Source organism: Mucilaginibacter frigoritolerans, assembly GCF_007830615.1.
Taxonomy (GTDB): Bacteria; Bacteroidota; Bacteroidia; order Sphingobacteriales; family Sphingobacteriaceae; genus Mucilaginibacter; species Mucilaginibacter frigoritolerans.
Genome location: NZ_VLLI01000007.1, coordinates 288,685 through 315,473 on the forward strand (window position 1 = coordinate 288,685; position 26,789 = coordinate 315,473).

22 protein-coding genes and 1 tRNA gene are annotated in these 26,789 nt (G+C 39.3%); 12 read left to right on the plus strand and 11 right to left on the minus strand.

The window, feature by feature from the left end; translation table 11 throughout:
• Window positions 1-6 precede the first annotated feature (6 nt).
• Together JN11_RS13665 and JN11_RS13670 are read right to left on the minus strand one after the other, a co-directional pair.
• Window positions 7-1,992, minus strand: a complete 1,986-nt coding sequence (locus JN11_RS13665; protein ID WP_144913390.1) for a DUF3857 domain-containing protein — start codon at window positions 1,990-1,992, stop codon at window positions 7-9.
• Window positions 1,993-2,062: 70 nt separating this feature from the next.
• On the minus strand, window positions 2,063-4,159 hold the full coding sequence (locus JN11_RS13670) for a DUF3857 domain-containing protein (RefSeq protein WP_144913391.1): 2,097 nt from the start codon (window positions 4,157-4,159) through the stop codon (window positions 2,063-2,065).
• Between the two features lie 93 nt (window positions 4,160-4,252).
• On the opposite strand from JN11_RS13670, the gene JN11_RS13675 reads away from it, so the two are divergent.
• The 3 genes from JN11_RS13675 to JN11_RS13685 are packed head-to-tail and all read left to right on the plus strand — an operon-like array spanning window position 4,253 to window position 8,283.
• Window positions 4,253-5,632: a DUF1800 domain-containing protein gene (locus JN11_RS13675; RefSeq protein WP_144913393.1), complete on the plus strand. Its 1,380-nt coding sequence runs from the start codon at window positions 4,253-4,255 to the stop codon at window positions 5,630-5,632.
• A 15-nt stretch (window positions 5,633-5,647) separates the two neighbouring features.
• Window positions 5,648-7,033 carry a DUF1800 domain-containing protein gene (locus tag JN11_RS13680; protein ID WP_144913395.1) on the plus strand — a complete coding sequence of 462 codons (1,386 nt, stop codon included), beginning with the start codon at window positions 5,648-5,650 and terminating at the stop codon, window positions 7,031-7,033.
• 50 nt (window positions 7,034-7,083) lie between these two features.
• Window positions 7,084-8,283: a DUF1501 domain-containing protein gene (locus tag JN11_RS13685; protein ID WP_144913396.1), complete on the plus strand. Its 1,200-nt coding sequence runs from the start codon at window positions 7,084-7,086 to the stop codon at window positions 8,281-8,283.
• Between the two features lie 144 nt (window positions 8,284-8,427).
• On the opposite strand, the gene ffh is transcribed toward JN11_RS13685, so the two are convergent.
• On the minus strand, window positions 8,428-9,753 hold the full coding sequence (gene ffh, locus JN11_RS13690) for a signal recognition particle protein (RefSeq protein ID WP_144913398.1): 1,326 nt from the start codon (window positions 9,751-9,753) through the stop codon (window positions 8,428-8,430).
• A gap of 210 nt (window positions 9,754-9,963) precedes the next feature.
• On the opposite strand from ffh, the gene JN11_RS13695 reads away from it, so the two are divergent.
• The 5 genes from JN11_RS13695 to JN11_RS13715 all read left to right on the plus strand — a co-directional run bounded on the left by JN11_RS13695 (window position 9,964) and on the right by JN11_RS13715 (window position 14,133).
• The gene (locus tag JN11_RS13695; protein WP_144913400.1) at window positions 9,964-10,602 is read left to right on the plus strand and encodes an O-methyltransferase; all 639 of its coding nucleotides are present in this window, start codon (window positions 9,964-9,966) and stop codon (window positions 10,600-10,602) included.
• 3 nt (window positions 10,603-10,605) lie between these two features.
• The gene (locus JN11_RS13700) at window positions 10,606-11,172 is read left to right on the plus strand and encodes a glucosaminidase domain-containing protein (RefSeq protein ID WP_144913401.1); all 567 of its coding nucleotides are present in this window, start codon (window positions 10,606-10,608) and stop codon (window positions 11,170-11,172) included.
• A gap of 140 nt (window positions 11,173-11,312) precedes the next feature.
• A complete protein-coding gene (locus JN11_RS13705) occupies window positions 11,313-12,149 on the plus strand; it encodes a glucosaminidase domain-containing protein (RefSeq protein ID WP_144913403.1) in 837 nt (278 codons plus the stop codon).
• A gap of 24 nt (window positions 12,150-12,173) precedes the next feature.
• Complete coding sequence (locus tag JN11_RS13710) at window positions 12,174-12,983, plus strand: carboxypeptidase-like regulatory domain-containing protein (RefSeq protein WP_144913405.1); 810 nt, start codon at window positions 12,174-12,176, stop codon at window positions 12,981-12,983.
• Window positions 12,984-13,122: 139 nt separating this feature from the next.
• Window positions 13,123-14,133, plus strand: coding sequence for a DUF3078 domain-containing protein (locus tag JN11_RS13715; protein WP_144913406.1), 1,011 nt, complete (start codon window positions 13,123-13,125; stop codon window positions 14,131-14,133).
• 6 nt (window positions 14,134-14,139) lie between these two features.
• On the opposite strand, the gene JN11_RS13720 is transcribed toward JN11_RS13715, so the two are convergent.
• From JN11_RS13720 to JN11_RS13745, 6 genes are read right to left on the minus strand one after another with little or no spacing between them, the layout of a single operon-like run.
• Window positions 14,140-15,132, minus strand: a complete 993-nt coding sequence (locus JN11_RS13720) for an L-histidine N(alpha)-methyltransferase (RefSeq protein WP_246139008.1) — start codon at window positions 15,130-15,132, stop codon at window positions 14,140-14,142.
• A 10-nt stretch (window positions 15,133-15,142) separates the two neighbouring features.
• A complete protein-coding gene (gene egtB / locus JN11_RS13725) occupies window positions 15,143-16,294 on the minus strand; it encodes an ergothioneine biosynthesis protein EgtB (protein WP_144913408.1) in 1,152 nt (383 codons plus the stop codon).
• A 4-nt stretch (window positions 16,295-16,298) separates the two neighbouring features.
• Entirely contained in the window at window positions 16,299-17,870 is a 1,572-nt protein-coding gene (locus tag JN11_RS13730; RefSeq protein WP_144913410.1) for an ABC transporter permease/substrate-binding protein, read from the minus strand.
• The gene (locus JN11_RS13735; protein ID WP_144913412.1) at window positions 17,863-18,834 is read right to left on the minus strand and encodes an ABC transporter ATP-binding protein; all 972 of its coding nucleotides are present in this window, start codon (window positions 18,832-18,834) and stop codon (window positions 17,863-17,865) included. Before JN11_RS13735 ends, JN11_RS13730 begins: the two co-directional genes overlap by 8 nt.
• Before the next feature lie 6 nt (window positions 18,835-18,840).
• Window positions 18,841-20,226: a mercuric reductase gene (locus JN11_RS13740; RefSeq protein WP_144913414.1), complete on the minus strand. Its 1,386-nt coding sequence runs from the start codon at window positions 20,224-20,226 to the stop codon at window positions 18,841-18,843.
• A 3-nt stretch (window positions 20,227-20,229) separates the two neighbouring features.
• On the minus strand, window positions 20,230-20,511 hold the full coding sequence (locus tag JN11_RS13745; RefSeq protein WP_144913416.1) for a DUF427 domain-containing protein: 282 nt from the start codon (window positions 20,509-20,511) through the stop codon (window positions 20,230-20,232).
• 284 nt (window positions 20,512-20,795) lie between these two features.
• On the opposite strand from JN11_RS13745, the gene JN11_RS13750 reads away from it, so the two are divergent.
• Window positions 20,796-20,867, plus strand: a tRNA-Glu gene (locus JN11_RS13750).
• Between the two features lie 100 nt (window positions 20,868-20,967).
• Here JN11_RS13750 and JN11_RS13755 read toward each other — a convergent pair.
• Entirely contained in the window at window positions 20,968-21,435 is a 468-nt protein-coding gene (locus JN11_RS13755; protein ID WP_144913417.1) for a GNAT family N-acetyltransferase, read from the minus strand.
• A gap of 86 nt (window positions 21,436-21,521) precedes the next feature.
• Window positions 21,522-21,929 carry an EthD family reductase gene (locus JN11_RS13760; RefSeq protein ID WP_144913419.1) on the minus strand — a complete coding sequence of 136 codons (408 nt, stop codon included), beginning with the start codon at window positions 21,927-21,929 and terminating at the stop codon, window positions 21,522-21,524.
• A gap of 123 nt (window positions 21,930-22,052) precedes the next feature.
• Between JN11_RS13760 and JN11_RS13765 the strand changes: the two genes are divergently transcribed.
• The 3 genes from JN11_RS13765 to JN11_RS13775 all read left to right on the plus strand — a co-directional run bounded on the left by JN11_RS13765 (window position 22,053) and on the right by JN11_RS13775 (window position 26,693).
• On the plus strand, window positions 22,053-22,919 hold the full coding sequence (locus JN11_RS13765; RefSeq protein WP_144913421.1) for a LysR family transcriptional regulator: 867 nt from the start codon (window positions 22,053-22,055) through the stop codon (window positions 22,917-22,919).
• Window positions 22,920-23,454: 535 nt separating this feature from the next.
• Window positions 23,455-24,954 carry a serine hydrolase domain-containing protein gene (locus JN11_RS13770; protein ID WP_144913422.1) on the plus strand — a complete coding sequence of 500 codons (1,500 nt, stop codon included), beginning with the start codon at window positions 23,455-23,457 and terminating at the stop codon, window positions 24,952-24,954.
• A gap of 539 nt (window positions 24,955-25,493) precedes the next feature.
• A complete protein-coding gene (locus JN11_RS13775) occupies window positions 25,494-26,693 on the plus strand; it encodes an IS4 family transposase (RefSeq protein WP_144909664.1) in 1,200 nt (399 codons plus the stop codon).
• The last annotated feature ends 96 nt before the right edge of the window (window positions 26,694-26,789 follow it).

Genomic DNA, 26,789 nt, shown 5'->3' on the forward strand with positions numbered 1-26,789 from the left:
TACTCATCAGGATTTCTTTAACACAATCTGTTCGTTCATCATCTCCGTCATTTTCTTAAAAAACTGATAAAAATCAGGATAAAACTCTTTTGAATATTCAGGAACGTTATAGGCTACGTTATAGCGGATCATTATCTGACCATCCTGTTCAACAACAATTCGTCTAAAGCTGAAGCTTTTATCCGGCATTGTCATACTTATGTTCTGAGGCTTAGCGTCCACTTTATATCCCGCAGGGACTTTAAACAAGCCATTCATAGAATAGCTGCGGCGATAAACAAAGTCAACGTCTGTTATCCGGTTTTCACTTAAAAAAGGATTGGCTTCAATAGGCGTAAAAATATTGGGCGTTAAGTAAATATAATTTTCATCTGTTGCCGGAAGATCAAGGCTGAAATTAATATTTTGGGTAAGGGGCAGCGTATCAATTTCCATGTTGTCAAACTTAATTGACGATATTTTTAAATTATTATCTCCCTTGCATAAATAATCGATATATTTCTTTTCGCCGTCTTTTTTATATTTCTCTACTACGTTCATTCTGTTATAACTGGTGTTGCTTATTTGTGCAGAGCCCTCAACTTTGCCATTGGCTTTGATTTCAGCATTTACCATAACAGCCAACCTTACCGGAGCTTCTCTTTGTATATGGATAATATCATACTTGTTATTGCTTTTATCAATATATAAACCGGTTGAATTAAGCAGTTCCTGCGGTGTTTCGTTGTATACGTTATATTTTCCGGTTGCATCAAGTACATATCTGTTAGCAGTATCAATCGGAATATAAACAACAGTTCTGTTAAACTGCGCTAATGAGGTGTAAAACGGATTAACCTTGCCATGTTCCCGGGTACTTACTACCATTGGATATGCCTCAACGCCGGATTGTTTGAGTAAGTGATAAAGAATAATATTTATCTCGGTAGAATTTCCGGTTTTATTTTCCCATGCGCGGTAAGTGCCATCATTAGTATACCATCTGTCTGAACCGTTCCACTTCATGGCGTCTCTTACCTGGTTAAATATATAGGCGATTTTTTCATTATTGGACGTAAAGGCTTTTGCTTTGGCAATTATAGCCTCTTCACCATTTAATTTACGCTTAAGTTGTCCGCCAAAATCCTCATCATCGCTTAGGTGGCCACCAACTTTTGCCCAGGTATCAGAGTAGTTCTTCTGAAATCCCCCTATCGGCCTGATAGAAACTAACTGAAAACGGAGAGACTGAACATTGTCGGTAAAAGATGACATATATGGTTCATCCGGCAAAGAATGAACGTTAGACATGCCTTTAGTTTCAACCTCTTCGGTGAAGGGGTAAGTTTGTCCGTCTTCAATTAAACTTTTCCCTTCAGAGTTTTTAACATATTTGTCTAATGCCTGGCTAAGATTTGAAATGGGCCTGAAATAAAAAACATCAGGAATCCTGGTGGTATATTCGCAATAACGGACAGGTATTTTTTCCTGAAAATACAAATCGGGCATATCTGTAAAACTGCTCGCGTTCCAGTTGTATTTGTACTCTATAATACTCCCAGGCTTTACGTTGGGCATAGTAAAAGTTATCTCACTATATTCTTTATCAAGCATCTTAGTATAAATAAGCTTTTTATCTAATTTGGTAATCTCCACTTTCCCGTCGGTAAGGTTTATTGTTTCAGCCTGTATACCAGTAATATATTCAAGGTGATCGCCGCTGTAAAAGTCAATTTTTATATCGGCTTCATTATTCCCATTGGTGTTAAATATTTTAACACGTTTGTGTACCTCTTCGGTAATTGACATAATATCAACTCCGAAATAAACATCACCGGTTTCCTGTAATACCTCAGCGTTGGCATCTTTTTCAAAATCACATGATTTGAGTTCAAGATCAGCCTGGTCAACTTTTCCGAATGGCTGTGCAACCGGAACTTTGGGCTTTGGAGTTTGTGCTTCAACAGCACTGGTTACTGCACATAAAAGCACAGCCATAAAAAGTTTATTCATTGTAATGGGTTTGGTTGAATATATTAAAAAGGGAATAATTTTTAGGGTATACGTGTTGGGTAAGGAATAGTTAAATTTTTTTTAATACAATTTGCTCATTGAGCAGTTGAAACATTTTTTTATAGAAATCATGAATACTAATATATTGATTTGATGTGAATACCGATTGTGTATTGTTTATGACATAATGAATCATGATATATTCACCATCCTGGGCGGCAAACCGTCTGAAATTAATACTTTTATCTGGCATTATTAATGATACATTTCGTGGTAACGACTCAATCTTAAAACCTTTAGGTATCTTAAATCTGTCGGTTACATTAAAGCTGTTCAAATAGCCAAAATCAATAGGCGCATTTCTTTTCTCACTTAAAAACGGATTGGTATAAAAACCGGTAAATAAATTTGGATTGGCATAAATATAGGTTTCGTCGGATCCGGCTGCCGAAAGATCCTGCTGAAAATCGATCTCTTCCAAAAGAGGCAGGTTGTCTTTGTCAGTATTATTTCTTCTAAAAGAAATAACCTTTAGGCTGTTATCGCCGTTTTTCAAATATTCAATATACTTGCTTTCCTCCAGGCTTTTAAAAGTGTTCATTTTATCAATTTTCGCATAACTAAAACTCTCCACCTGGGTAGTGCCTTTTAATTTCCCTCCCGGTAAAATTTCAGCATCGTTGAAAATCACTTTTCTGGATGGTGTTTCATTTTTGATACTTATTAAATAACTACGGTTACTTATAAAATGATATTTGGCGCCCCAATAACAATTGAATCCAGCATCAATAAGCAGGCCGGTGGTATTAAGTACATCAAACGGAGTATTGTCAAAAGTATTTAACTTATCGCTTGCATCTAGTATAAGGCTTTGGGTATTATCGTTTATACAAATGTTTATATCTGCTTTATTAAATGCGCGCATTTGAGGGTAGCTTTCAATTACCTTTCCGTTATCGCGGGTACTTACAAGCAATGGATAACATTTAATACCGGCCTTTATAAGCAGTTTGTAAAGAATCAGGTTTATTTCTGTTGAGTTACCTATTTTGGTTTGCCACGCTTTTTTAATGTCAGCGGTATAAGGGCTGTTGCTGTCATTCCATTTAAAGTTATTTTTAACCCAATTAAAAATCCAGGCTACTTTTTCGTTATCTGTAGTAAACAGCTTTGCTTTATTTATTAGCTCTTCAACGCTGGGATTTTCTTTTAACTGGACTCCAAAATCCTCATCGCTGGTAAATTCAGCCCCAATTTGTGTCCAGCTTCTGTCAAGTGGCCTTAATGTGCCATTTGTTGTGAGTTTTATACCACTTAAAAAAAACTCCAATGATTCCAGGTTATCCTCCCTGCAGGTTGAATAAAGCTCTTCTTTATAGGATGGTACATCTTTAAGCGCCCATTCATATTTATTCCCAACACTATCTGTTTTTCGTTTCCTCCATACCTCCCTGGTGTTTTTCGCAAAATCCTGAAAAGCCCTTACATTCATTTGATAAGTATAATCATTTAAGATAGCAGCTCTGAGCTCACTATATCTAACCGGAAGATTTCCCTGAAAGTTCCAATCAGGGAAGCTACCTTCATAGTCAATAGTTAGTTTGTAAGAATATTCAATAATTGATCCCGCTTTTACCTGCGGAAATGTAAAGGCAATTTGCTTCGTGTTTTTATCTATATTTTGTTCAAAAAACTGTTGCTTATCAACTTTAATAAAGCTAATTACGCCGTTATCCAGGTTAATTGTTTCCGCCGCTAAATCGCTTATGCTTTGTATACCATGACGGCTAATGTAAGCAAGATTAATGTTGGCCGCATCTTTACCATTAAGGTTAAAGATTTTTATTCTTTTATGCCTAATCATTGTGGTGGACCCGAATCCTGTTGTAACTTCCGCCTCGTCAAATAACACCATTGCATTAGCATCCTTTTCAAAATCGCAGAATTTTAATTTCAAATCAGCAGTATCAACATTACCAAATTTTTCTAGTGGACCGGTGGTCGTTAACTTAACACCGGCACTGTCAATTTTCCCAAATCTATTAGCTTGTAAAGCAACCGGTATTTTATTTTTTGTGGTATCGCCTTTTACCGTGGAAGTTGTTTGCGCGTTAACTGTATTTATTAATACAATAAGTATTGCAAGCAATGTAAAAAGCTTTTTCATTCGTGACGGGTTTAATCGCCCTAAAAGTAATAATATTTATAATAATGTTACACCTGTTAAACCAATAGCCCAGCACACTGTCATACCAATATCATGAGTAACAGCAAGCAGGTAAAGCATTTATGGGTACGTGCAGGGTTCGGAATGCGCTTTGAAGATTTTAACGAATATGGAAACAGCTCCATAAATCATGTAGTAAAACACTTGTTAAAAGGTGAAAGTACCAGTACTGCAATTAGTACTGTACCCAATAACAATGACTATGAAGCCTTAATTAAAGGTGATATTATGGCCCGTAAAATGTTTTTGCAAAATCAAAAACAGCAGGAAAAGGACCTTAACCTGGCCTGGATAAATCAGATGAGCGCTACTGATGCTCCCTTGCTTGAAAAGATGACGTTCTTTTGGCACAATCACTTCGCTTGCCGCACCAATAATGCCCAATTTGCCCAGCAGCTAAATAATATACAGCGAAGCAATGCACTTGGTAACTTTCGTACTTTGTTGTTCCAGGTTGCTGAGTCGCCGGCTATGCTGCAGTTCTTAAATAATCAGCAAAATCAAAAGGGGCATCCTAATGAAAATTTTGCCCGCGAATTAATGGAACTGTTTACAATAGGCCGTGGAAACTATACCGAAACAGATATTAAAGAATCAGCACGTGCATTTACGGGGTATGGTTTTAACCGTACCGGGGAATTTGTAAACCGCAAGTTTTTTCATGACGATGGAATCAAAACCTTTATGGGTAAAACTGGCAACTTTACCGGTGAAGACATCATGAACATGATTTTGGAAAGAAAGGAAACGGCTCATTTTATCAGCAACAAATTGTACAAATATTTCGTAAATGAAAATCCGGATCCTGAACATGTAAATGCAATGGCAAACGTTTTTTATAAGGCAGATTATGAGATAAAGCCATTACTGGAATATATTTTTACTGCCGACTGGTTTTATGACGATAAAAATACGGGCAATCTCATTAAATCGCCAATTGAACTTTTGGTTGGGTTAAACAGGCAGTTTTATATCAGTTACAAGCAGGCTGACGTTTTATTACAGTTTCAGCACGTATTAGGACAAGTACTGTTTTATCCTCCAAATGTAGCCGGATGGCCGGGAGGCAAAAACTGGATTGATAGCTCATCATTAATGTACAGGCTTAAAATACCTTCTATCTTATTAAACAGCGGCCTGATTGATTTTAATGGCAAGGCCGATCCAGAAGATGAAGCTTATATTGCTGCGGTGCGCAATCAGCAGCAAATGGTTGCCACAAGAGTACAGGCGGTGCCAGATTGGAACAAGTTTTTCCAATATGTTCCAAAAAGCATGGGTAAAACTGCTATTGCACAATTTATGTTAGAACCCAAACCGGGTAATACACTTATAAATAGTATTAACCAGGCAACAGATATAAAAACAATGGTTATTGAACTGGTTTCGACACCTGAATATCAGCTTTGCTGATTTTAATAGTAAAACATGAATAACTCCAGATACATCAAACATCTTTACGCCAGGGCCGGTTTCGGAATTTGTTTCGAAGACCTGCATGACCACGAGCATTGGTCCGTTAGAAAAGCGGTAAAGAAGATATTCAAGGCATCTGAAAAGATAGAACCCATTACTGCTGTAACCGAAAATATGGATCTTAGGCCGCACCCCAAAGATGAGACGGAAGACCAAAAAAAAACGCGGGAGGAAGAGCGGGTTAAACATGAAAAGGCTTTATTTAACGCATGGACAAAGCAGTTAATAGAGACCAATGCCCAATTAAGGGAAAAGATGACCTTGTTTTGGCATAATCATTTTGCATGTAATATTAACAACCCCTATTACGAGCAGGAGCTTAACAATATTGAGCGCGCCAATGCACTTGGAAATTTTAAAACGCTATTGATAGCGGTTACGCAATCGCCGGCGATGTTGCAGTTTTTAAATAATCAGCAAAATCAAAAAGTGCATCCCAATGAAAACTTTGCAAGGGAGCTGATGGAACTGTTTACACTAGGCAGAGGCAATTATTCCGAACAAGATATAAAGGAATCGGCCAGGGCATTTACAGGCTGGGCATATGGCGGCAAAGAAGGTGAATATTTCTTTAAAACGGGCGCTCATGACGATGGTATAAAAACCTTTATGGGCCGGTCGGCGAACTTTTGCGGCGAAGATATTATAGATATTATAGTAGCTCAGAAGCAGACAGCCGTTTTTATCAGCACTAAATTATATCGGTATTTTGTTAACGATGTACCCGACATGAGCCACATTAACGAAATGGCTAATGTATTTTACAATACAGGGTACGAAATAACGCCGGTGCTTGAATACATGTTCATGGCTGATTGGTTTTATGCAGATAAAAATATTGGTAACCTGATAAAATCGCCTGTTGAGCTTATAATCGGGTTAAGCAGGCAGTTTTATATTACTTATCAAAACCCCGATGTGCTGGTACAGTTTCAGCAGTCGCTGGGACAGGTATTGTTCAGACCACCGAATGTGGCTGGATGGCCTGGTGGTAGGAGCTGGATAGACAGCTCGTCTTTAATGACGCGACTCAGAATGCCTGCCATAATTTTAAATGCGGGCCTTATTGACTTTACCGGCAAGGCAGGCCCCGAAGATGAAGCCTATTTGGCATTGGTGCGAAAGCAGCAGTTTGACGTAATAAAAAGAGTGCAGGCAACACCTGATTGGGACAGATTTTTTAAAGCTATTCCTCAAAACATGCCAAAAAAACAAATAGCCGAATTTATGCTTGAGCCGCCCGTAAATGCCTTAATAATAAATGAGATAAATAATGCGCCGGATTTGAAAACGGCACTTATACAAATTGTTTCAACACCCGAATATCAGCTCACATAGTAGCACTTGTAACCATAATCAACAACGAGAAGATTAATAAATCCGAAAATATGAAACGCAGAGATTTTTTAAGAAATACGGCACTTGCCTCTGGGGCGCTCATGATACCGGCATTTTTAAAGCCCTTTGAAGCCCTGGCGATGAATGATATCAGCGGATATAAAAACCTGGTGATTATACAGCTTTCAGGGGGGAACGACGGCCTGAATACCATTATACCATTTGGGAACGATATTTACTATCAGAAAAGAAAGACCATCGCCATAAACCAGCCGGATATTATAAAGCTGAACGATATGCAGGGTTTTAATCCCAACCTGTCGGCTTTGAAAGAAATATATGATCAGGGTTGGATGAGTATTATAAATTCTGTGGGCTACCCTAACCCGGATCGCTCTCATTTTCGTTCAATGGATATCTGGCAAACAGCAAGTGATGCCAACCAGTTTCTAACCACCGGGTGGATTGGCCGTTACCTTGATTCAAATTGTCAGGGATGCAAAACACCTTATACCGCAATTGAGGTTGATGATACGCTTTCACTTGCAATGAAAGGTGCAGATATGAAAGGTATTGCTGTGCAATATCCTGATAAGCTTTATCAAAATACCCGTGAGCCTTTTTTTAAAGATTTAGTTCACGAACATGATAATACTCATTTAAGCGAGGACAACCTGGGTTACCTGTACAAAACAATGGCAGAGACCTATTCATCGGCAGATTATATTCAAAAAACTTCCAAAACATACAATGTTACAGCTGCTTACCCCGCCAATACGTTAGGCAACCGGTTGAAAACTGTGTCAAAGCTTATTAATTCTGGCTTGCAAACGCGGGTGTACTATGTTTCGCTTAGCGGTTTCGATACCCACGCCGGGCAGCAGAACCAACAGGGGCGGCAGTTAAAAATTTACGGTGACGCTGTTGCTGCTTTTGTAAAAGACCTGAAGCAAAGCGGTAAATTGGATGATACGCTGATTATGACCTTTTCTGAATTTGGCCGTCGCGTTGAACAAAATGCCAGCAATGGAACGGATCATGGTACAGCCAATAACGTAATGATATTCGGCGGTAAACTTAAAAAAGCAGGCATCTATAATGATGCCCCGGATTTAACCCAACTGGATAACGGCGACTTAAAATACCAGGTAGATTTTAGAGATGTGTACGCCACATTACTTGATAAATGGCTCAACGTAAACAATAGCCAGATACTGAACAAAAACTTTGCAGGTCTGGACTTTGTGTAAGCCTCCAATCCCCCACTGTTGATGCTATGCTCTTTAATTAAATTGAGCGATTAAATTAAAAAAGGTTAGAGATACAAACGTATTGTATCTCTAACCTTTTATTTATAAAATCCGAAATCGTAATTCCGAAATCCGAAATCAAAATTACCTTGGCATTCTGCGCATCATGTTGGCCATGGCTGCAGGGTTGCTCATTTGTTTCATCACTTTACGCATATCTTCAAACTGCTTTATCAGACGGTTTACTTCGGCTAGGTTAGTACCTGATCCTTTGGCTATGCGGTTACGGCGGCTTTGGTTAATACCATCCGGGTTTTCTTTTTCAAAAGGCGTCATGGATTGAATGATGGCTTCAATTGCTTTAAAAGCATTGTCATCAACCTCAACATCCTTCATCATTTTGCCTACACCAGGTATCATGCCCATCAGATCTTTCATGTTACCCATTTTTTTGATCTGTTGTATCTGGCTGTAAAAATCGTTAAAGTCGAATTTATTTTTGCGGATCTTCTTTTGCAGTTCAGCAGCTTCTTTTTCGTCAAACTGCTGTTGTGCACGTTCCACTAATGATACCACATCACCCATGCCCAGGATACGTGATGCCATACGATCGGGGTGGAAAACGTCAAGCGCTTCCATTTTTTCGCCGGTACCAATAAACTTAATCGGCTTATTAACTACCGATTTGATTGATAAAGCAGCACCACCGCGGGTATCACCATCAAGCTTGGTTAATACTACACCGGTAAAGTCCAATCTGTCGTTAAACACTTTGGCTGTGTTCACCGCATCCTGTCCGGTCATGGAGTCAACCACAAATAATATTTCATGTGGTTTAACAGCACCTTTAACCTGCTCAATCTCGCGCATCATGGCCTCATCAACAGACAAGCGGCCAGCAGTATCAATAATTACTACGTTGTTGCCATTTTGCTTAGCCAGGGCAATACCTGCCAAAGCAATAGCAATCGGATCTTTTGACTCCGGATCAGCATAAACCGGTACATCTATCTGCTTGCCTAAAACCTGCAATTGCTCAATAGCTGCCGGGCGGTAAATATCATCCGCAACCAATAATGGCTTTTTATTTTTTTGTGTTTTTAGATAATTGGCCAGCTTACCGGTAAAAGTTGTTTTACCCGCACCGTTCAAACCAGCAATTAAAATAATAGTAGGGTTACCGCTAAAGCTGATTTCGGAAGTTGTTCCGCCCATCAGTTCAGTAAGCTCATCATTCATTACTTTGGTGAGCAACTGTCCCGGCGAAATAGCGGTCAATACATTCTGACCAATGGCTTTCTGCCTTACATCATCAGTAAAAGCCTTGGCGGTTTTATAGTTTACGTCGGCATCCAGAAGGGCTTTGCGTATTTCCTTCATGGTCTCGGCCACGTTTATTTCTGTAATGGTTCCTTGTCCTTTCAGAACCTTAAAGGCTCTGTCGAGTTTATCCGAAAGATTTTCAAACATTATTCTTATCCTGTTTTGAGCCTACAAAGTTAAGATTTTGAAACAAATTGACTGAATGTGATTTTTGACAATTATAAAAGCCTAACATTCAAATCAATTCACTCATTTTCAATTAATTATAAATTAAAAACACAGCCAACAATCACCTATAAGCTAAAAAAATCAACTTAAAGCATTCATCTTAAGGTCAAAGGGCTTATCTTTGCCGCCATGGAAATCCTACCCCATGACCTTCAGGAATACCTTGACGGGCATTGTGATCCGGAACCGGAATGCCTGCAAACCATTAACCGCGAAACCTATTTAAAGGTATTGCGGCCGCATATGCTATCGGGCCATTACCAGGGCAGGGTGCTGAGTTTTTTAAGTAAAATGATGCAACCAAGGCGCATATTGGAAATAGGTACCTTTACTGGTTATGCTACCATTTGCCTTGCAGAAGGTTTAACTGATGATGGCATAATCCATACCATTGAAGTAAACCGCGAGCTGGAAGAAATGCTGAACTCACACTTCAAACTAACAAGTGTTGAGAAAAAGATTAAACTCCATTTTGGCGAAGCACTTAATATTGTCCCTGATTTAGAGGAAGATAACTTTGACGTGGTGTTTATTGATGCCGATAAGAAGAATAACTTCAACTATTTTCAGTTAGTTTTAAATAAAGTACGGTCCGGAGGATTAATAATAATTGATAATGTTTTATGGAAAGGAAAGGTGTACGGCCCGGAAAATGATGTCGACACTAAACTTATCCGCGAACTAAATGATCAGATTTCCGTAAACAAAAGTGTAGAAAAATTAATTCTGCCCATACGTGATGGTTTGCTGGTTATCAGAAAAAAGTAAATTATGAAGAAATTCTTACTGATTACATCGCTGTTCCTGTCTGCCTTAATGGCGTCGGCACAAAAAAATACCCCAAAATCCTACATTGAAAAATTTAAGGAAGATGCTATCCGCATTATGCACGAAACAGGGGTTCCCGCAAGTATCGTTTTAGGCGTTGCCATGCATGAGTCGGCTTGCGGAAACAGTATGTTGGCGCAAAGCCTTAACAACCAGTTTGGAGTTAAAGGCAGCTCGGGCACCACCATTGTGCGCCACAAAAAGAAAATCCATACCGCTTATAAACAATACCAGTCTGTTTACGATTCATTTCAGGATTTTGCCCGCATCATGACCGAGCGTCGTGAGTTCAGCGGCATGACTTTGTCACTAACCCATTTTGATTATGAAGGCTGGGCACACGGCATTCAAAACAGGGGATACTGCAGCAGTCACAAATGGGCATCGCAGGTATTGGGAATTATCAAAAAATATCAACTATATTCTTTTGATGAAAACCCGGCGGCTACCCCTCAACCGGCAGCATTGGCCCAAAACGATAAACAGCTGACGCTAAGCACTAAACAATAATTTTTGGAATAATTACGTGCAAATTGCATTAATTATTTGAACAATCAGTGGTTTGCTAAAGAAACAAAACCTGCCTTATACACGTAATACGTCTTAGTTTATCCGGCGTTTATTAATGGCGGATATTGATGATTATTGTAATGAGAAAAATACTTTATTTACTTTCGGGGTTAGTTTTTTTTACTTCATGTTCAGCGCGTAAAGCAACCGTTTCCGTTAGTAACCGGGATGTAAGGCGCAATAACGAAAACATTCAAAAAGCCAACAGCGCATCTATTGCCGAATACACACCCCTAACTTCAGTTCAATATATTGAACGTTATAAGGCCATCGCCATTCAACAAATGAATCTATATGGTATACCTGCAAGCATTACGCTGGCTCAGGGTCTGTTTGAATCAGGAAGCGGTAATGGAACGCTGGCCAGGGTGGCCAACAACCATTTTGGCATCAAAGCCGGATCAAGCTGGACCGGTAAGGTATATTACAAGGATGATGACAATCCAAATGATCGTTTCAGGGTTTATGACAATGCCGAACAATCATTCAGGGATCACTCTGAATTCTTAAAGAAAAAAAACTATGCCCTGTTGTTTGAGCTTGATAAAAACGATTATAAAGGATGGGCGTACGGTTTAAAAAAGGCCGGCTATGCTACCAATCCTAACTACCCAAACTTACTGATCAACATTATTCAAAAATATAATCTGGATCAATACGATAATCCTGAATCGGAGATCCAGAAGATTAAACGGGTTGATACTGTGCTTACTCAGATAGATAAAAAGACTTATACAGCACAGAAAGACTCTACCACACAAACCAATTCATCAGGTAAAACTTACACCGTAAAACAGGGTGATACACTATATAATATTTCTAAACGTTTTGGATTAACCGTTGATGATCTCAAGGGCTTAAACGATATGGAAAATAACAACATAAAAATTGGCCAGGTACTTGTAGTGGCAAAATAATGTTGTTAATTAGTGTTAAATTTTATGTTAAAGATTGCCCGAAGTTTTAGTTTTGGTGCTGCAATGAAATCAGGGCTGCTTTTATGTTTTTTTCTGATTAGCGGCCGGTGTTTTTCTCAGGATAAAACGGTTGCCGGTATTGTGTTTGATAAAGACAGCAAGGCCCGTATTGCAACGGTTAACGTAAATAACATTACAACCGGGGCATCTATTTACAACAATCTTAAAGGCGAATTCAAGATAAACGCCAAGCAAGGCGACCTGATTGTTTTTACCCGCCTGGGCTATCATCCAGATACTGTAAAAATAAATAATAATGCTCCACAAGCTATCTTTATGGAGCGCGTTGCTATCCAACTAAAAGAAGTTACTATACACGATTCCCTGCTGACACCCGAGCAGCGTTTGGAATTAACCAAACAGGATTATACTAAAATTTATGGCTCATTAGCCTATAACGATTTTCTGTCTACTTCACCTGGCGGAGGTGCGGGCCTAAGTATTGATGCTATATGGAACTCTCTTAGCCGCAGCGGCCGTAACGCCAGCCATTTAAGGGAACTTATTGAGCAGGATTATGAGCAAAACGTAATTGACTATCGCTTTAACCGCAGGTTTGTTGGCAATGTTACCGGCTTAAAGGATGAAAAACTTACGGAGTTTATGTTCCGGTACAGGCCCGGGTTTTACACCACCAAAAACACCAGCGATTATGAGTTTGTAGCTTTAATAAGGGCTAACCTGCGCAGATTTTTACGTAATAAGCGCACTTACTCCTTGCCGCCCTTAGAACCAGGGAAGAGCAACTACCCGGCGAACAAAGCGGCACTTTAATAAATTGGGCATTAATATTATAATTAAGGTATTATTTGTTGTTTTAAGGCATTTCATTCCCTATTATTGAGGATATATAATAAATTTGCAGCAAATCTGTTTATAACAGCTTTCAATTTAAAATAAACTATTGTCTGTTATGTTAAAAACCAGCAACTGGCTTTTCTTATTGTTAATTCTTGGCTTTACTCTTTCTGCAACAGCACAAAAAACCGATTCTCTTAAAGCTGACACCAATCTGCTTAATAAATACCGTATTGAACCAGGCCGTAATGCACTTCCCCTGCGTTACCGGCCAGCAACCATTGAGGAAGAGCAATTACCAGTTACATTTTTAAATTATAAGGTTAGTTACTGGCATAAATCCGTATTGTTTGGGTTAAACTTTAATCAATCGGCATTTACAAGTAACTATAGTGCCGGTGGTGTAAGCGCAATAGCGCTGGGATCAAATTTTGATTACAAAGCGGAATACAATAAAACACCTTTGGACTTTACAACCGAGCTAAACCTGCTTTACGGCATTTCAAAAAACAAAGGACAAGGTTCACGCAAAACAAACGACCGTATATTTTTTGATAACAAACTGGCCAAGCAATTATCCAAACGCTGGTTCTTTTTCGGATCATTAACCTTTGAATCGCAGTTTACCAAAGGTTTTAATTATACTAATCCCGATGGGACCGACGCGCAAACCCCTTATGAAATATCCGACTTTATGGCTCCCGGATATTTAACCGAATCAATAGGTTTTGAGTATAAACCAACTAAGTACTTTGATCTTCGTTTTGGTACCGGTACTGCAAGGCAAACTTTTGTTTTGGATACAACCATTTACCATAACCAGCCAACCAATTATGGCGTTCCTATAGGCCATACGGTTTATAATGAGCTGGCGGTATCAGTAGTTGCTGCTATTGATAAAGATTTAATGAAGAACCTGCACATCAATGTCAGGTATGCATTGTTTATTCCCTACATACAGCCATTTGCTTATATGAGTCACCGTATTGATGCTACTCTTACTGCAAAAGTAAACAGGTTAATTGCCGTCACTATGAACGGAACGTTTTTATATGACAAACACACTTCAGATGCGGTGCAAGGTACAGAAGGACTTGCTTTGGGGGTAATTTATAAGTTCCCCTAAATCAAATTACTCCGCCTGCCATATGGCATCTAAAAACCATTTTTTGCTGTCGTAAAAGGCATTTACCGCTTTAAATGATGCCTTCTCAGCCATCTGCTCAGTTTGGCTTACGGTAAACTTTTGAGAAATCTCCATAAAAATATACTCGTCTTTCAAAAAGTTGATGGTTTTACTATTTATATTCACTTTTTGGTCGATAAGGCTTATCAAGTAGCTTTTACAGGCACCCGTTTCCGGATCATAGGTGGGATAATGTTCAAACTGGCTAAGATCAAAATCGGCATTCAATTCGCGGTTAATGCGTTCCAACAAGTTTAAATTAAACCGTTTGGTGATTCCTTCTTTATCATTATAGGCGGCCAACACTGTTTTCGGGTTCTTTTTCAGGTCGATGCCAATTAACAGCATATCACCTGCTGACAAGTGATTACGAACCTCTAAACAAAAGCGCTCGGCATCATTTACCGGCATATTACCAATGTTTGAACCTAAAAACATAACCACCTTACGTTTATTTGAAATGGACGCTGCCTGGGTAAGCATATCAAAATATTCGCCGTTAAGGCCGGTAATTTGTAGCCCTGGCAAGGTAACTGGTAAGGTAATGTTAAGGTATGATATTACATTGGATGATATATCAATAGGCAAATAAGTGAAATTGGCCTCATGCTCCAATAAATACTTAAGCAGGTAGCTTGATTTAGTAGCATCACCGGCTCCCAGTTCAATTAAATCAAAAGCATCACCATCACCTATAATGGCGTTGCAGATATCGGCAGTTTTTTCGGCAAATATTTCCAGTTCGCAATTGGTTGGATAGTACTCTTCACAATTCATCAAATCCTGAAAAAGCTTATCGCCATTGGCATCATAAAAATATTTAGAATTTAAATACTTGGGCGTAGCACTTAAACCTGTTATCACATCATCATAAAACTGGTTTGTTTTTGATGGTTTGCTTAGTTCGGCGTTTGTTAGTGTAGTGTCCATGTTTTTCATTGGAGTATTTTTATTTTGCCAGTCTTATACCTGTAAACTGCCATCGTAAATGTGTTTGAAAAAAATTACGGTAAGTAATGCGGCTATGCCCCGGCGAGGTAACTTCTGATGCTCCCCTCAATACTTTTTGGTTAACCATAAACTTGCCGTTGTATTCGCCTATTGCACCCGGAGCTTTAGCAAAACCGGGGTAGGGCAGATAACTGCTTTCGGTCCATTCCCAATTTTTCCCCCACGTAAATTGGGTTGCTGCAGCCTCCCATTCAAATTCTGTAGGCAAACGCAATCCTTTCCATGAGGCATAGGCATAAGCCTCGAAATAACTGATGTGGCATACCGGCTCTTTTAAATTCAGCATCTCCAACCCATGATAAGTATAATGATGCCATTCATCATCAATTAAATGCCAATATAACGGAGCCTCAATTTTATTGATCTTAACCCAATCCCAACCTTCGGCATGCCAGTGGCGGAAATCATGATAACCGCCACTGTTTATAAACTCCAGATATTCATGATTGGTTACCAGGTTAGGGCTTATTTCAAACGTATTCAGGTAAACTTTATGCCGGTTTAGCTCATTATCAAAACAAAAGCCATCGCCATTAAAACCAACCTCGTAAATGCCTTCATTTAGTTTAATGAATTCATCGCTTATTGCAGGAACAACCTTTAGTGATATATAGTTTTTTGAATAAGCCGGAAACAAAGGGTTATGCCCCAGAATGTATTTAATATCTGTAAACAAAAGCTCCTGATGCTGCTCTTCGTGGTTAAGGCCAAGTATTACCAGCTCCTTAATGTCATCGGTCAACTCGCTGCGTAAAAAGTTGTTCATGGCCTCGTCTACGTATTCGCGGTAGCGGTATATTTCTAATACTGTAGGGCGACTCAAATTCCCCCTGTCGGTACGGATTACCCGGTTACCAACCGTTTCGTAATAACTGTTAAATACGTAGTTGTAATCTGGATTATACTCCTGGTAACCCATAAAATAGGGTTTAAGAATAAATGTTTCAAAAAACCAGGTAGTATGGCCTATATGCCACTTAGGCGGACTAACATCCACAACGGGCTGCACCACGTAATCTTCTGTTTGCAGATGACTACAAATTTGCTCTGTGTGTTTGCGAACTTTTATGTAACAGTCGGCGATGTCCATTGAATTATTTGCTTTCTAAATATCGTTTAAGATTAGAAATTGTTTTAATATTTAATTTTTCGGCCTGCTTAGCTCTCATCATCAAAGCATAGGCATTATTAAACCCTATTGGCTTCAACCATTTTACCTGGTATTTTTTATCAAACTGATCCTTTACATACTGGTAAGTAGCATCTCTGTTTGGCGTTAACGAGTCCACTACCTTTACCTGTGGTTGCAATATGGCCAGCAAACCAGTACCCGTATATTCGGGGTAAAAATCTATCTGGTTATTGGTTAAAGCATCAAAACAAATTTTGGTGCCACCAAGACCGGTTTTGGTTGATACATCATAATCAGTATAACCTTTTATCAGCATGCTGTACATATTAGCCAGGATATATTGCTCTCCAAAAATTTTTGAACCAATACGGATCACTCCTGCATTACCATTACGGGCAGGTTTAAATAATTTATGGTCAATCAAAAAGTCTTTAGCTACTCTCTCGGGCGTTTGGTGAAGATAATCAGTCCGGTAATTAAGTGCGGTCATGACGCTGTCATTTATCTTTCCTGCTAATAAATTTAGTGTATTTTCCAGCTCAGGATATTTCACAAGTGCATCTTCCCTTACAATAGGAGCAGCATAATAGGGCGGAAAGATCTTTTTATCATCATTTAAAACTACCAGCCCGTAGGCTTTCAGCCTCCCATCGGTTGAGTACCCGCTAATTACGTCCAGCTGTTTTTCGTAAGCAGCTTTATACATTACAGCATCGCTTATTACTACGGTGTTAATATGCAAACCGTATTTACTTTGCAGGCCCAGGTTACCGTCCTGCCTTCCCATAAACTCAGGCGTAAAGCCAGCTTTTAATTTAGTAGCATAGGTTGCCGGTATAAGGTAAAACGACGACAACAAAATAAGTATAACGGGCAACGAAAAGGCCGCCAGTTTGAGTTTCCGTGAGTCGAGCTTTTGTAATCGCGATAGCAAAAAATCAAATAAAATAGCCAGTAACGCCGCGGGAATGGCCCCTGCCAGTATCATATTGGTGTTATTAAGAGAGATGCCACCAAAAATAAACTCACCCAGGCCTCCGGCTGCAATATAAGATGCGAGGGTAGCCACGCCAACTGTTATTACAGTAGCCGTACGGATCCCTGCGAAAATTACCGGCATAGCCAGGGGCAGTTCAACCTTAAACAATACCTGCCATTTGCTCATACCCATAGCAACCGCTGCCTCTTTAATAGCTGCATCAACGCCTGTAATGCCCGTATAGGTATTACGGATGATGGGTAGCAAGGCATACAACAATAAAGCCGTAATAGCGGGTTTAGGGCCTATCCCCAGCACCGGGATCATAAAACCCAATAAGGCAATGCTGGGGATGGTTTGCAGCACACCGGCAACGCCTAAGATCCCGGCAGAAAATTGCTTTCTCCGGCTGATAAAAATCCCCAATGGCAAACCTATCAGCACCGCTATAAAAAGGGAGATAAATGTTAGCCCGATATGCTGCAGGGTTTGCTCGGCCAGTTTATCAGACTGCTGACGCATAAACTCCCATAAGGTTTGCTGGTGCTCATTCATGGCTATCGCCTTTCTGGTATTGATAAAAAGCAGACATTAAAGATTCAAAAGATACAGTCTTCATTTCCTTGTTTTCCAGATTCATCATGTTCAAGCGTTCAGCATTAAAAAATGTAGATCTTTCTAAAACTGTCCATAAATCATCTTTGTCGTTAACAAGTATTCCAGGCCCCAGCCCTTTTATTTCTTCATTTGAAAGTAAATGCCAGAGTGATTTAACGGTGATTGTTTTAAATTTCAGCAGCAGCCTTTGCTCTTTCAAAAATTCCTTTACAAAATCGTTTTGGGGCTTAAACAATAACTCTGCAGGCGTGCCATCCTGGATAATCTTTCCTTTATCCATCAGGCAGATGCGGTCGCCCAATTCAAAAGCTTCCTGCACATCGTGGGTAACCATTATAATGGTTTTGCGCTTTAATTCATCCAGCGCCTTAAATTCGGCATGTATTTTTGAGCGGGTAACATTATCCAATGCGCCAAATGGTTCATCCATCAATAAAACCGCCGGATCGGCCGCCAGTGCCCTTGCCAGTCCGATGCGTTGTTGCTGGCCACCGCTTAATTCATTGGGATAAGCTTTCAGATAGTCAGCCGAAAGGTGCAATTTTTCTAAAAGTTCTGTTGTACGTTTTTCTATCTTTTTTTTATCCCACTTAAGCAATTGAGGTACCACTGCAATATTTTCGGCTACGGTATAATGCGGAAAAAGACCATTGTTTTGCAACACATAACCAATCCCAAGCCTTAATGCTTCGGGCAATTGTTCGGTAACGTTTTTATTGTTAATGAATATTTTACCGCCATCAGCCTCTATCAGCCGATTGATCATTTTGAGTGTTGTGGTTTTACCACATCCGCTGGTGCCAAGCAAAATAAGGTTTTCGTGCTCCTGTACTTCAAAAGAAATATCGTCAACAGCCTTTACGCTGCCAAAGTGCTTGCTGAGGTGCTGAACCTTGATCATAAAAGGCTACCCTTCAAGGGCCATAAAAAGATTATTCAACGATTCGGCAAATAAAGGGTGGGCAAAAATATAATAGCGAATCTCTTCATAAGTAATACCGCCAGACATGGCCATTTGCAGAATGGTCATGGTTTCGCCGCCTTCCACGCCTAAAATGGCTGCACCTAATATTTGTTTGGTATCTGCATCAACTATCGCTTTCATAAAGCCACGCGTATCGCCGGTTTCAATAGCGCGGGCCACATATGCCATAGGTAGCTTGGCTACCTTATAATTGATACCCCGTTTTTTTGCTTCTGTTTCGCTCAAACCAACCCGGCCCAGTTGCGGATCAGTGAACATACAGTAAGGCACCTGACGATCCTTAATGCTCAGGTCGGCATTTTCAATTAAATTGCGGTAAACAACCGTGTAATCATTGTAGGAGATATGCGTAAATGCGGGCCCACCCTTAACATCGCCCAAAGCATAAATACCCGGTGCGCTGGTTTCCAATTTATTATTAGTCCTGATAGCACCGTGTTCATCAACTTCAACCCCGGTTTTTTGCAGGTTTAATGTTTCCGTTTGCGGCATACGGCCAACGGCTATCAGCACATGGGTGCATTTAATTTTTTCTTCCTTACCATCCGCAGAAATCAATACCGAAATTTTACCCGATCTTTTCTTTTTAAAGCTGGTGGCAGTTGTTTTAGTATAAATGCTGATATCTTCGGCTTTAAATATTTTAGTTAGCTCTTCCGAAATATCTTCATCCTCGCGGGATACTATCCTATCTGATTTTTCCAGTATGGTAACGTTACTGCCAAAACGCCTGAACATTTGTCCAAATTCAAGCCCTATATAATTACCTCCTAAAATCAGCAAATGCTCCGGCACTTCTTCCAGATCAAGAATAGTAGTTGAGGTTAAATAATCTATATCATTTAGTCCTTCAATATCAGGAATAAAGGTTTTTGCCCCGGTGTTGATGAAGAACAGTTCGGCCTTAAATTCCTTTTCGCGGCCACTATTAAGCTTTACCAGGATGGTTTTGTTATCGATAAAGGTGGCATCACCAAAAATCAGATCAAGGTTTTTTGTGCTTTCAATACCTTTCTGACTGCCATTTCTGAATTGATGAACCACTTCATCTTTGCGTTTCCTGATCTGCTCCAAGTCGACAGAAAAGTTTTTGATCTTTACTCCCAACGGCACACTATTAGCCGCCAGGTAAGCCATTTTCGCTGATGCAACCATTGTTTTGGTAGGGGTGCAGCCATCATTTACACAAGTGCCACCCACCCATCTTTTTTCGATAAGAGCCGTTTTTTTACCAGACAGTGCCAATTTTTTGGCCAAAGGACCTCCTGCCTGTCCAGACCCTATCACTATTGCATCATACTGTTTCATTGCTTAAGCGGTAATTTTAACCCCTTTCCAAAACGCAATACGGCCGGTAATGTTTTCGGCAGCCGGTTTTGGTTCAGGGTAATACCATGCGGCATCCAGATTTTCTTTACCATCAACCTCCAGGTTATAGTAAGATGCTGTTCCTTTCCAAATGCAGGTAGTATGAACAGGCGACGGCCTCAAAAATTCGGCTTTTACACTCTCGGGCGGAAAGTAGTGGTTATTTTCAACGACGATAGTGTCATCGCTTTCGGCGATCACCTGATTATTCCAAATAGCTTTCATAATATTGGTTAGATATTTATGATAAAGATAAGCGGATATGCTTTATTAAAAAAATGGCTAAAGATGGTTTTTGTACAGTTAAAGTAAAAAAGCGCTTTATCCATGTTTAAAATGCTGTAAATTAAGTATATAATTAAGGTAAAAAGCGCTGGTTTTTAGATGATTTTTACGATGATGAAAAAAAAATAAAAATTTATTTTAAAATAAGCTTTTAACGTTTATCTTTGCAGTCCCAAAATAAGGGTTACCAAATCCGAAATCATTGGGAAAAAGCCTTAAAAAAAGGCCCGTTCGTCTAGGGGTTAGGACGTTAGATTTTCATTCTAGAAACAGGGGTTCGATTCCCCTACGGGCTACTAAGCCGCTCTACGAAAGTAGAGTGGCTTTTTGTTGTGGATACAATCTACAAGCATAATCGTCCGAAGTTGAGAAACTTCGGATAGCGGGATATAGTAGTCACAAAATCAACTCCATAGTAATATCACACCTTTTCGAATCAGGCTCGCCTGGTATAGCGGAAAATCCGAAGTTTGTGTAAAGTCGGATCGCCCTATGCATCGCATGAACCGTCTCCAACCTGATCACCAGATAGCCAAGTAACTTTGCCTCTGAAACGACGGTTCTTAATAAATCGAGCCCGTAACCTTTGTCGCGTAAACGACTGTTTACATACATTTTCCTCAATTTAACCACGTCATCCGAAATTTTGACCAAGCCAACAGTACCTAAAATATCTGTCCCGTCGTAAATAACGAAGAATTTGGAGCCCGGTTGCTGATATACCTCAGCAAAATTTTCAAGATCACTCTCGGATCCCCCGTTATCATAATTAAACCCGAACGATAATAGATTTTCTGTCACCAGTTTTTTTATACCTGGAAGGTCATTAATGTTAGCCGGACGAATTTTTATTTCATTGTTCATTTGATAATCCAGTTATGCTATAAAGCTATGTCAGCCGATTGGACGAATGCGCGCATTCTGATAAGTAAAATACTTGCCACTTATACTTAGTTTACTACCTCACTCACCAAAATAATTGGAATGATATTGGTATAATTTTGAAAATCCGCACGAATGGCATCTCCGTGCGGCGCGATTGCCGCTTGATAGTCGCTTAGGCTTTTTACATAAAATGTGCCAATGGCCATAAACGGCAGTGGTTGGTTAGGAATCCCACTAGCAAGCCCTTTTTCAATGGTATATTTAACCAAATTTGCTCCTAAAAACGCAGCTACCATAGGCATGTGCTTAGTTACATAATACTCCATATTAAAGGTTTTACCTTCGGCATACGGGTACATGACGGATACTTTAATTAAGCCTTTATCGGCTACAGCCGTGTCCTGCTTTTCCTGGCTGAACGCAGTAAAACAAGTAGTCAAAAGGAAGAACGATGCCAGTAGTTCTAATTTCATAATTAATTTATTTAAAAGTTAAAATGTGTTATTTAAGTGTTATTACACAAATATTCAGATATTGCATTTATTGGCAAAACATTATTTTTAGATGAAAACAATCGAAAAAACCGATTTAGAAAAATGGAACTAAGACAACTCAAATATTTTTTGAAAGCCAAAGAATTATTAAATTTTACCGAGGCTGCCAGGGCTTTGAATATCAGCCAAAGCACTTTATCACAGCAAATTAAGCAACTGGAAGATGAATTAAATGTGCCGTTGTTTAACCGTATTGGAAAAAGAATTACACTCACTGAAGCGGGTGACTTGTTTAGTGGATATGCCTTGCAGAGCATAAATAAAGCTAATGAAGGGTTATTGCTGTTACAGGATTTGAAAAATTTGAATACCGGAAAAATAGTTATTGGTGTAATTTACTCCATGCGGATCCTGTTTGCCAAAACATTGATTGAGTTTGCAAATCAGCATCCAAATATTAAAATCCAGGTTGTATTTGGCACCACAAAAGATCTTCTCGAAAAACTTAACCTGCATCAATTCGACTTTATCTTAACATTCAATGAAAAAGCCAATAATGCTCAGTTGAAATATCAAACACTTTTAAAATCAAATATGGTATTGGTAACGTCTAAAAAATCACCGCTGGCCCAAAAAATCAATATCTCGCTTAATGAAGTAGCTGGGCTGCCATTGGCATTACCTTTCGGTGGTTACAGCACCATACATTTTATTGAGGAGTCATTCAGGCAAAAAAATCTGACCCCGAATATTTGTATGGAAATAAATGATATACCTACGCTATTTGAACTTGTAAAAACAGGGCATTGGCATACCATATTGAGTGATACCAGTGTAAACGACGAGGCCGTAGTGGGTATTCCCATTGTGGGGGAAAATATGAGGCGAACTATTATGATTATTTCACTCGGAGAAGCCTATGAAAAAAAAGCCGTAGCAGAATTCTATAAGATGCTGACTAATGTTTGAAGTTTTACCCCCTAAAAGTTCACCAACCGCTTCAAATCTGTCAAAAAGCGGTTCGAACATATTCCCCTTCGGGCTCGAACTACAATTAACCATTTGTAAGTCAAAAAGTTATAATTCAATCCTTACCGCGGAATTTTAAACGGACTACGGCAATATCTTTTTTTGTTTGTTATGCCGTTTTCACCATGGCCGAAAATTTCCTGGCAGAGCGAAAATAAGGCAGGTGATATGCCGGCTCGTCTTATGGATTTTACTATGAAGCTTGTCAAAGACTAAACCGCATCTAATTTAAATTCCAGAATAACAAACATTCGTTTTTCAGCAACGGAAAATCGCTGTTCATACCAAAGTTTTTTAGAAATTATAACAAAAATATAGTATTGCTAAAATTTAAAATGGACATGAGAGAGCAGTTAATAAAGATTGGGCTGTAACATTTGCAGTATTATAAAAATTCGAGTGCATCCAAATCCGAACACAATATCTACGACTCATTTCCTTAGCTTATTTTTCACTTACTTTAAATACCTCAAAAATGAAAACAATTCGAAGACTTGCAAATAGTATTATGACTTTACTGTTTTTCCTAATTGGACAAAACTTATCAGCGCAGCAAATTAAAGATCAGCCAGTGGGAAGATTGGCTGTAAAACTTGTCGAAGCCATAAATACCGGCGATAAAGATTTTTGGTCCAAATTCATCTCGGAGCATATCGACCTCCAGGCACAACGTAACGGCGAAACAGCTAAAGATATTCTAAATAATTTTAAGGATCTATTTATCGAAACAGGCGGCGTACAAATTTCGAGTATGCGGGAAGGTCGCGACCCGGATGAAGTGCAACTGACACTTAACCTCCAAAACGGGGGAAAACCTATCACAATGTTTACACATTTGAGCCGCGAATCTGACCAAATGCTTATCGGATTTATTATACGAAAATCCGAGGATGGAGAGGTCGATAATTCAAGCCGCGGTGCGATGCCAGCCCAAAAAATGCCCGCAGATTCGAATATCATGAAAGAAGTCCAACAACTGGTTGACAAAGCTGCTGCCAATGACAAATATTCCGGGGCGGTGCTCATCGCAAAAGGAAACAGGGTATTACTTACTAAAGCTTACGGTTTTGCAAATGCCGATAAAAAGATCCTCAACAATACCGAAACTAAATTTAATCTTGGTTCCATGAATAAGATGTTTACTGGCGTAGCAATAGCACAGCTAGTCCAAGTCGGTAAACTTAATTTTGATGATAAACTAATCAAAATCCTGCCAGACTATCCCAATAAAGATGTCGCGAAAAAAATTACAATTGAACAGTTACTTACTCATACGTCAGGTTTAGGGGATTTTTTTAAGCCCGAATTTTTCGCTAATATCCCTAAATATGTAAACCTAAATGACTATCTCCCCCTTTACGTCAACGAACCTTTGCTATTTGAACCTGGTGAAGGTTGGGCTTATAGCAACGCAGGATTTATCACTTTAGGCTTAGTGATCGAGAAAATATCTGGAGAAGATTACTTTACGTATGTGCGTGAACATATATTTAATCCCGCCGAAATGAGAAGTTCCGATTGGTATATTAAGGAAGTGGATGTCCCCAACCTTGCAACAGGGTATACTTTCGGTGAACATAATGATCCCCAAAATAATCACGCACGTAAAAATAATATATTCGGCCTGCCTGTTAGAGGAACCTCGGCAGGCGGGGGGTATTCCACCACGGGTGATATGCTGAAATTTGTCCAAGCTCTATTGGGTCATAAATTATTAAATGCACAATATACCCAAACTGTAATAACCGGCAAGGTGGATGATCACCACCCTAATTCGAAATATGCTTACGGATTCATGGACAGAGTGGAAAACGGGAAACATATCATCGGCCACAACGGCGGCGGACCAGGAATCAATGGCTACGTTATGATGATCCCGGATAATGGTTTTACAATTATTGTCCTGGGTAATTTCGATCCACCGTCTGCAGACAATTTGGGTAAAAGTATTTGCGATAAGATAAGCATTTTGTAATTTCTAAAATGATAGTTTATCGATAAATGCCGGTATTTAAGTCAGTCAAAATCTAGCATAATTTGAAAAAATTAAGGCCACAAAATTCCCAGCTTTCAGGTATATCTTGAATTGCGAAGATCCGGCTGCCAGTGTGCCACAGCAAAACAACACAGTCAGACGTCAAAGTCCCCATATCCGACACGACAATTTTGCATTCGCAGGCCGCCGTCGAGTTTGCATTAAGTTAGTACCGCTGAATGTCCAAAGTCCCTCGTTGCTGCTTGTGAGTATTGGGTGAAACGTAGAATGTTTAAATTATCTTAGGAATGGTATGGTTAGGTCAACTTCCAATCCAACATTATGTTAAGCAAAAAACACAGAAGTTAATGCTTTAAAAAGAAGTTACTGTTAATTTGCGTATAATTTGTTGAATATGAGCAGATAAGAATTTGAGGTTTGAAACTATTAGTGTCCGGTAAAGATTAAAAAAAAGCAAGGGAGGTTTTTAAAGACCTCCCTTTATTGGTAGTTTTAAGTTACCACACAAAAAAACACCAATGAACAAAAGTACTTTTTTTAGCGGACAGCCGATATTCGCTCAGTTATTAAGATTCATACCCCGGGATATTATCCGTCGTATAGCCGCCGATCATCATGCAGATAAATACTGTAAGCGTTTCAATACCTACGAGCATTTAGTGACCATGCTTTATGCTATATTCAATCACTGCAATTCGTTGCGGGAAGTAACAACAGGCATGCTTGCGACAGAGCAAAGGCTTAATCATTTGGGCGTACGTTATCATCCCAGGCGCAGTACTATATCAGATGCCAATAACAGAAGACAAGCGGATGTTTTTGGTGCCATTTACTACAGGCTTTATCAAAAGTATTCGGATTTTTTATCGGACAGCCGAAAGAAAAGCATAGCCTCCCGCCTGTATATATTTGACTCTACCACTATTTCTTTATTTCAGGAGATACTGCGCACTTCTGGTAAAAACCCTGCGGGGAAACGAAAGGGAGGTATCAAGGTTCATACACTGATAAGGAGCGATCAGGATATACCTTGCATGATTCGTTACAGCGCTGCTGCTGCCAACGATTCCCAGTTTTTAAAAGAGGTGCATCTTCCAAAAGGTTCAATTATTGTCTTTGACAGAGGGTACGCTGATTATATAAAACTTAATAGCTTTTCAACATCAGGTGTTACATGGATTACCCGCAAACGAAGCAGATCTGCTTATGATGTTTTACAAGAATTAGATAATCCGCATAAAGACAAAGGAGTAATAGGTGACAAAAGTATCCTTCTGGGCTACAGAGGCGGGAATCGGCTTTTGGGTAGAATTGTGCAATACAAAAGCCCTACGACAGGAGAAGTATATGAATTCTTAACCAACAATATGAGAATGAGCGCGCTGACTATAACAGAGCTATATCGTAAGCGCTGGCAAATAGAAATACTATTCAAAAGAATGAAACAAAACTATCCGCTTAAGTACTTTCTTGGCGATTCAGAGAATGCTATAAAGCTACAAATATGGTGTTCTCTAATAGCAGATCTAATATTAAAGATTATTAAGAAAGGAATAGCCGCTAAATGGTCTTTCGCTAATCTAGCTGCAATGATACGGCTGCACCTTATGACCTACATAGATATACGTGGTTTTCTCAAATCACCAGAAAAAGCATTACAGCAAAAGCTTTCAACTAAACAGATTACACCCTCTCAACAATTGCTCTTTTTTACCTAGGAGCCTGCTGTAAATAAATTAGATGTAAAACGCTTGAATTGCTGCATTAGCTATACTTTTCAATCGCTACAATATTTTTACCGGACAGTAATAGTT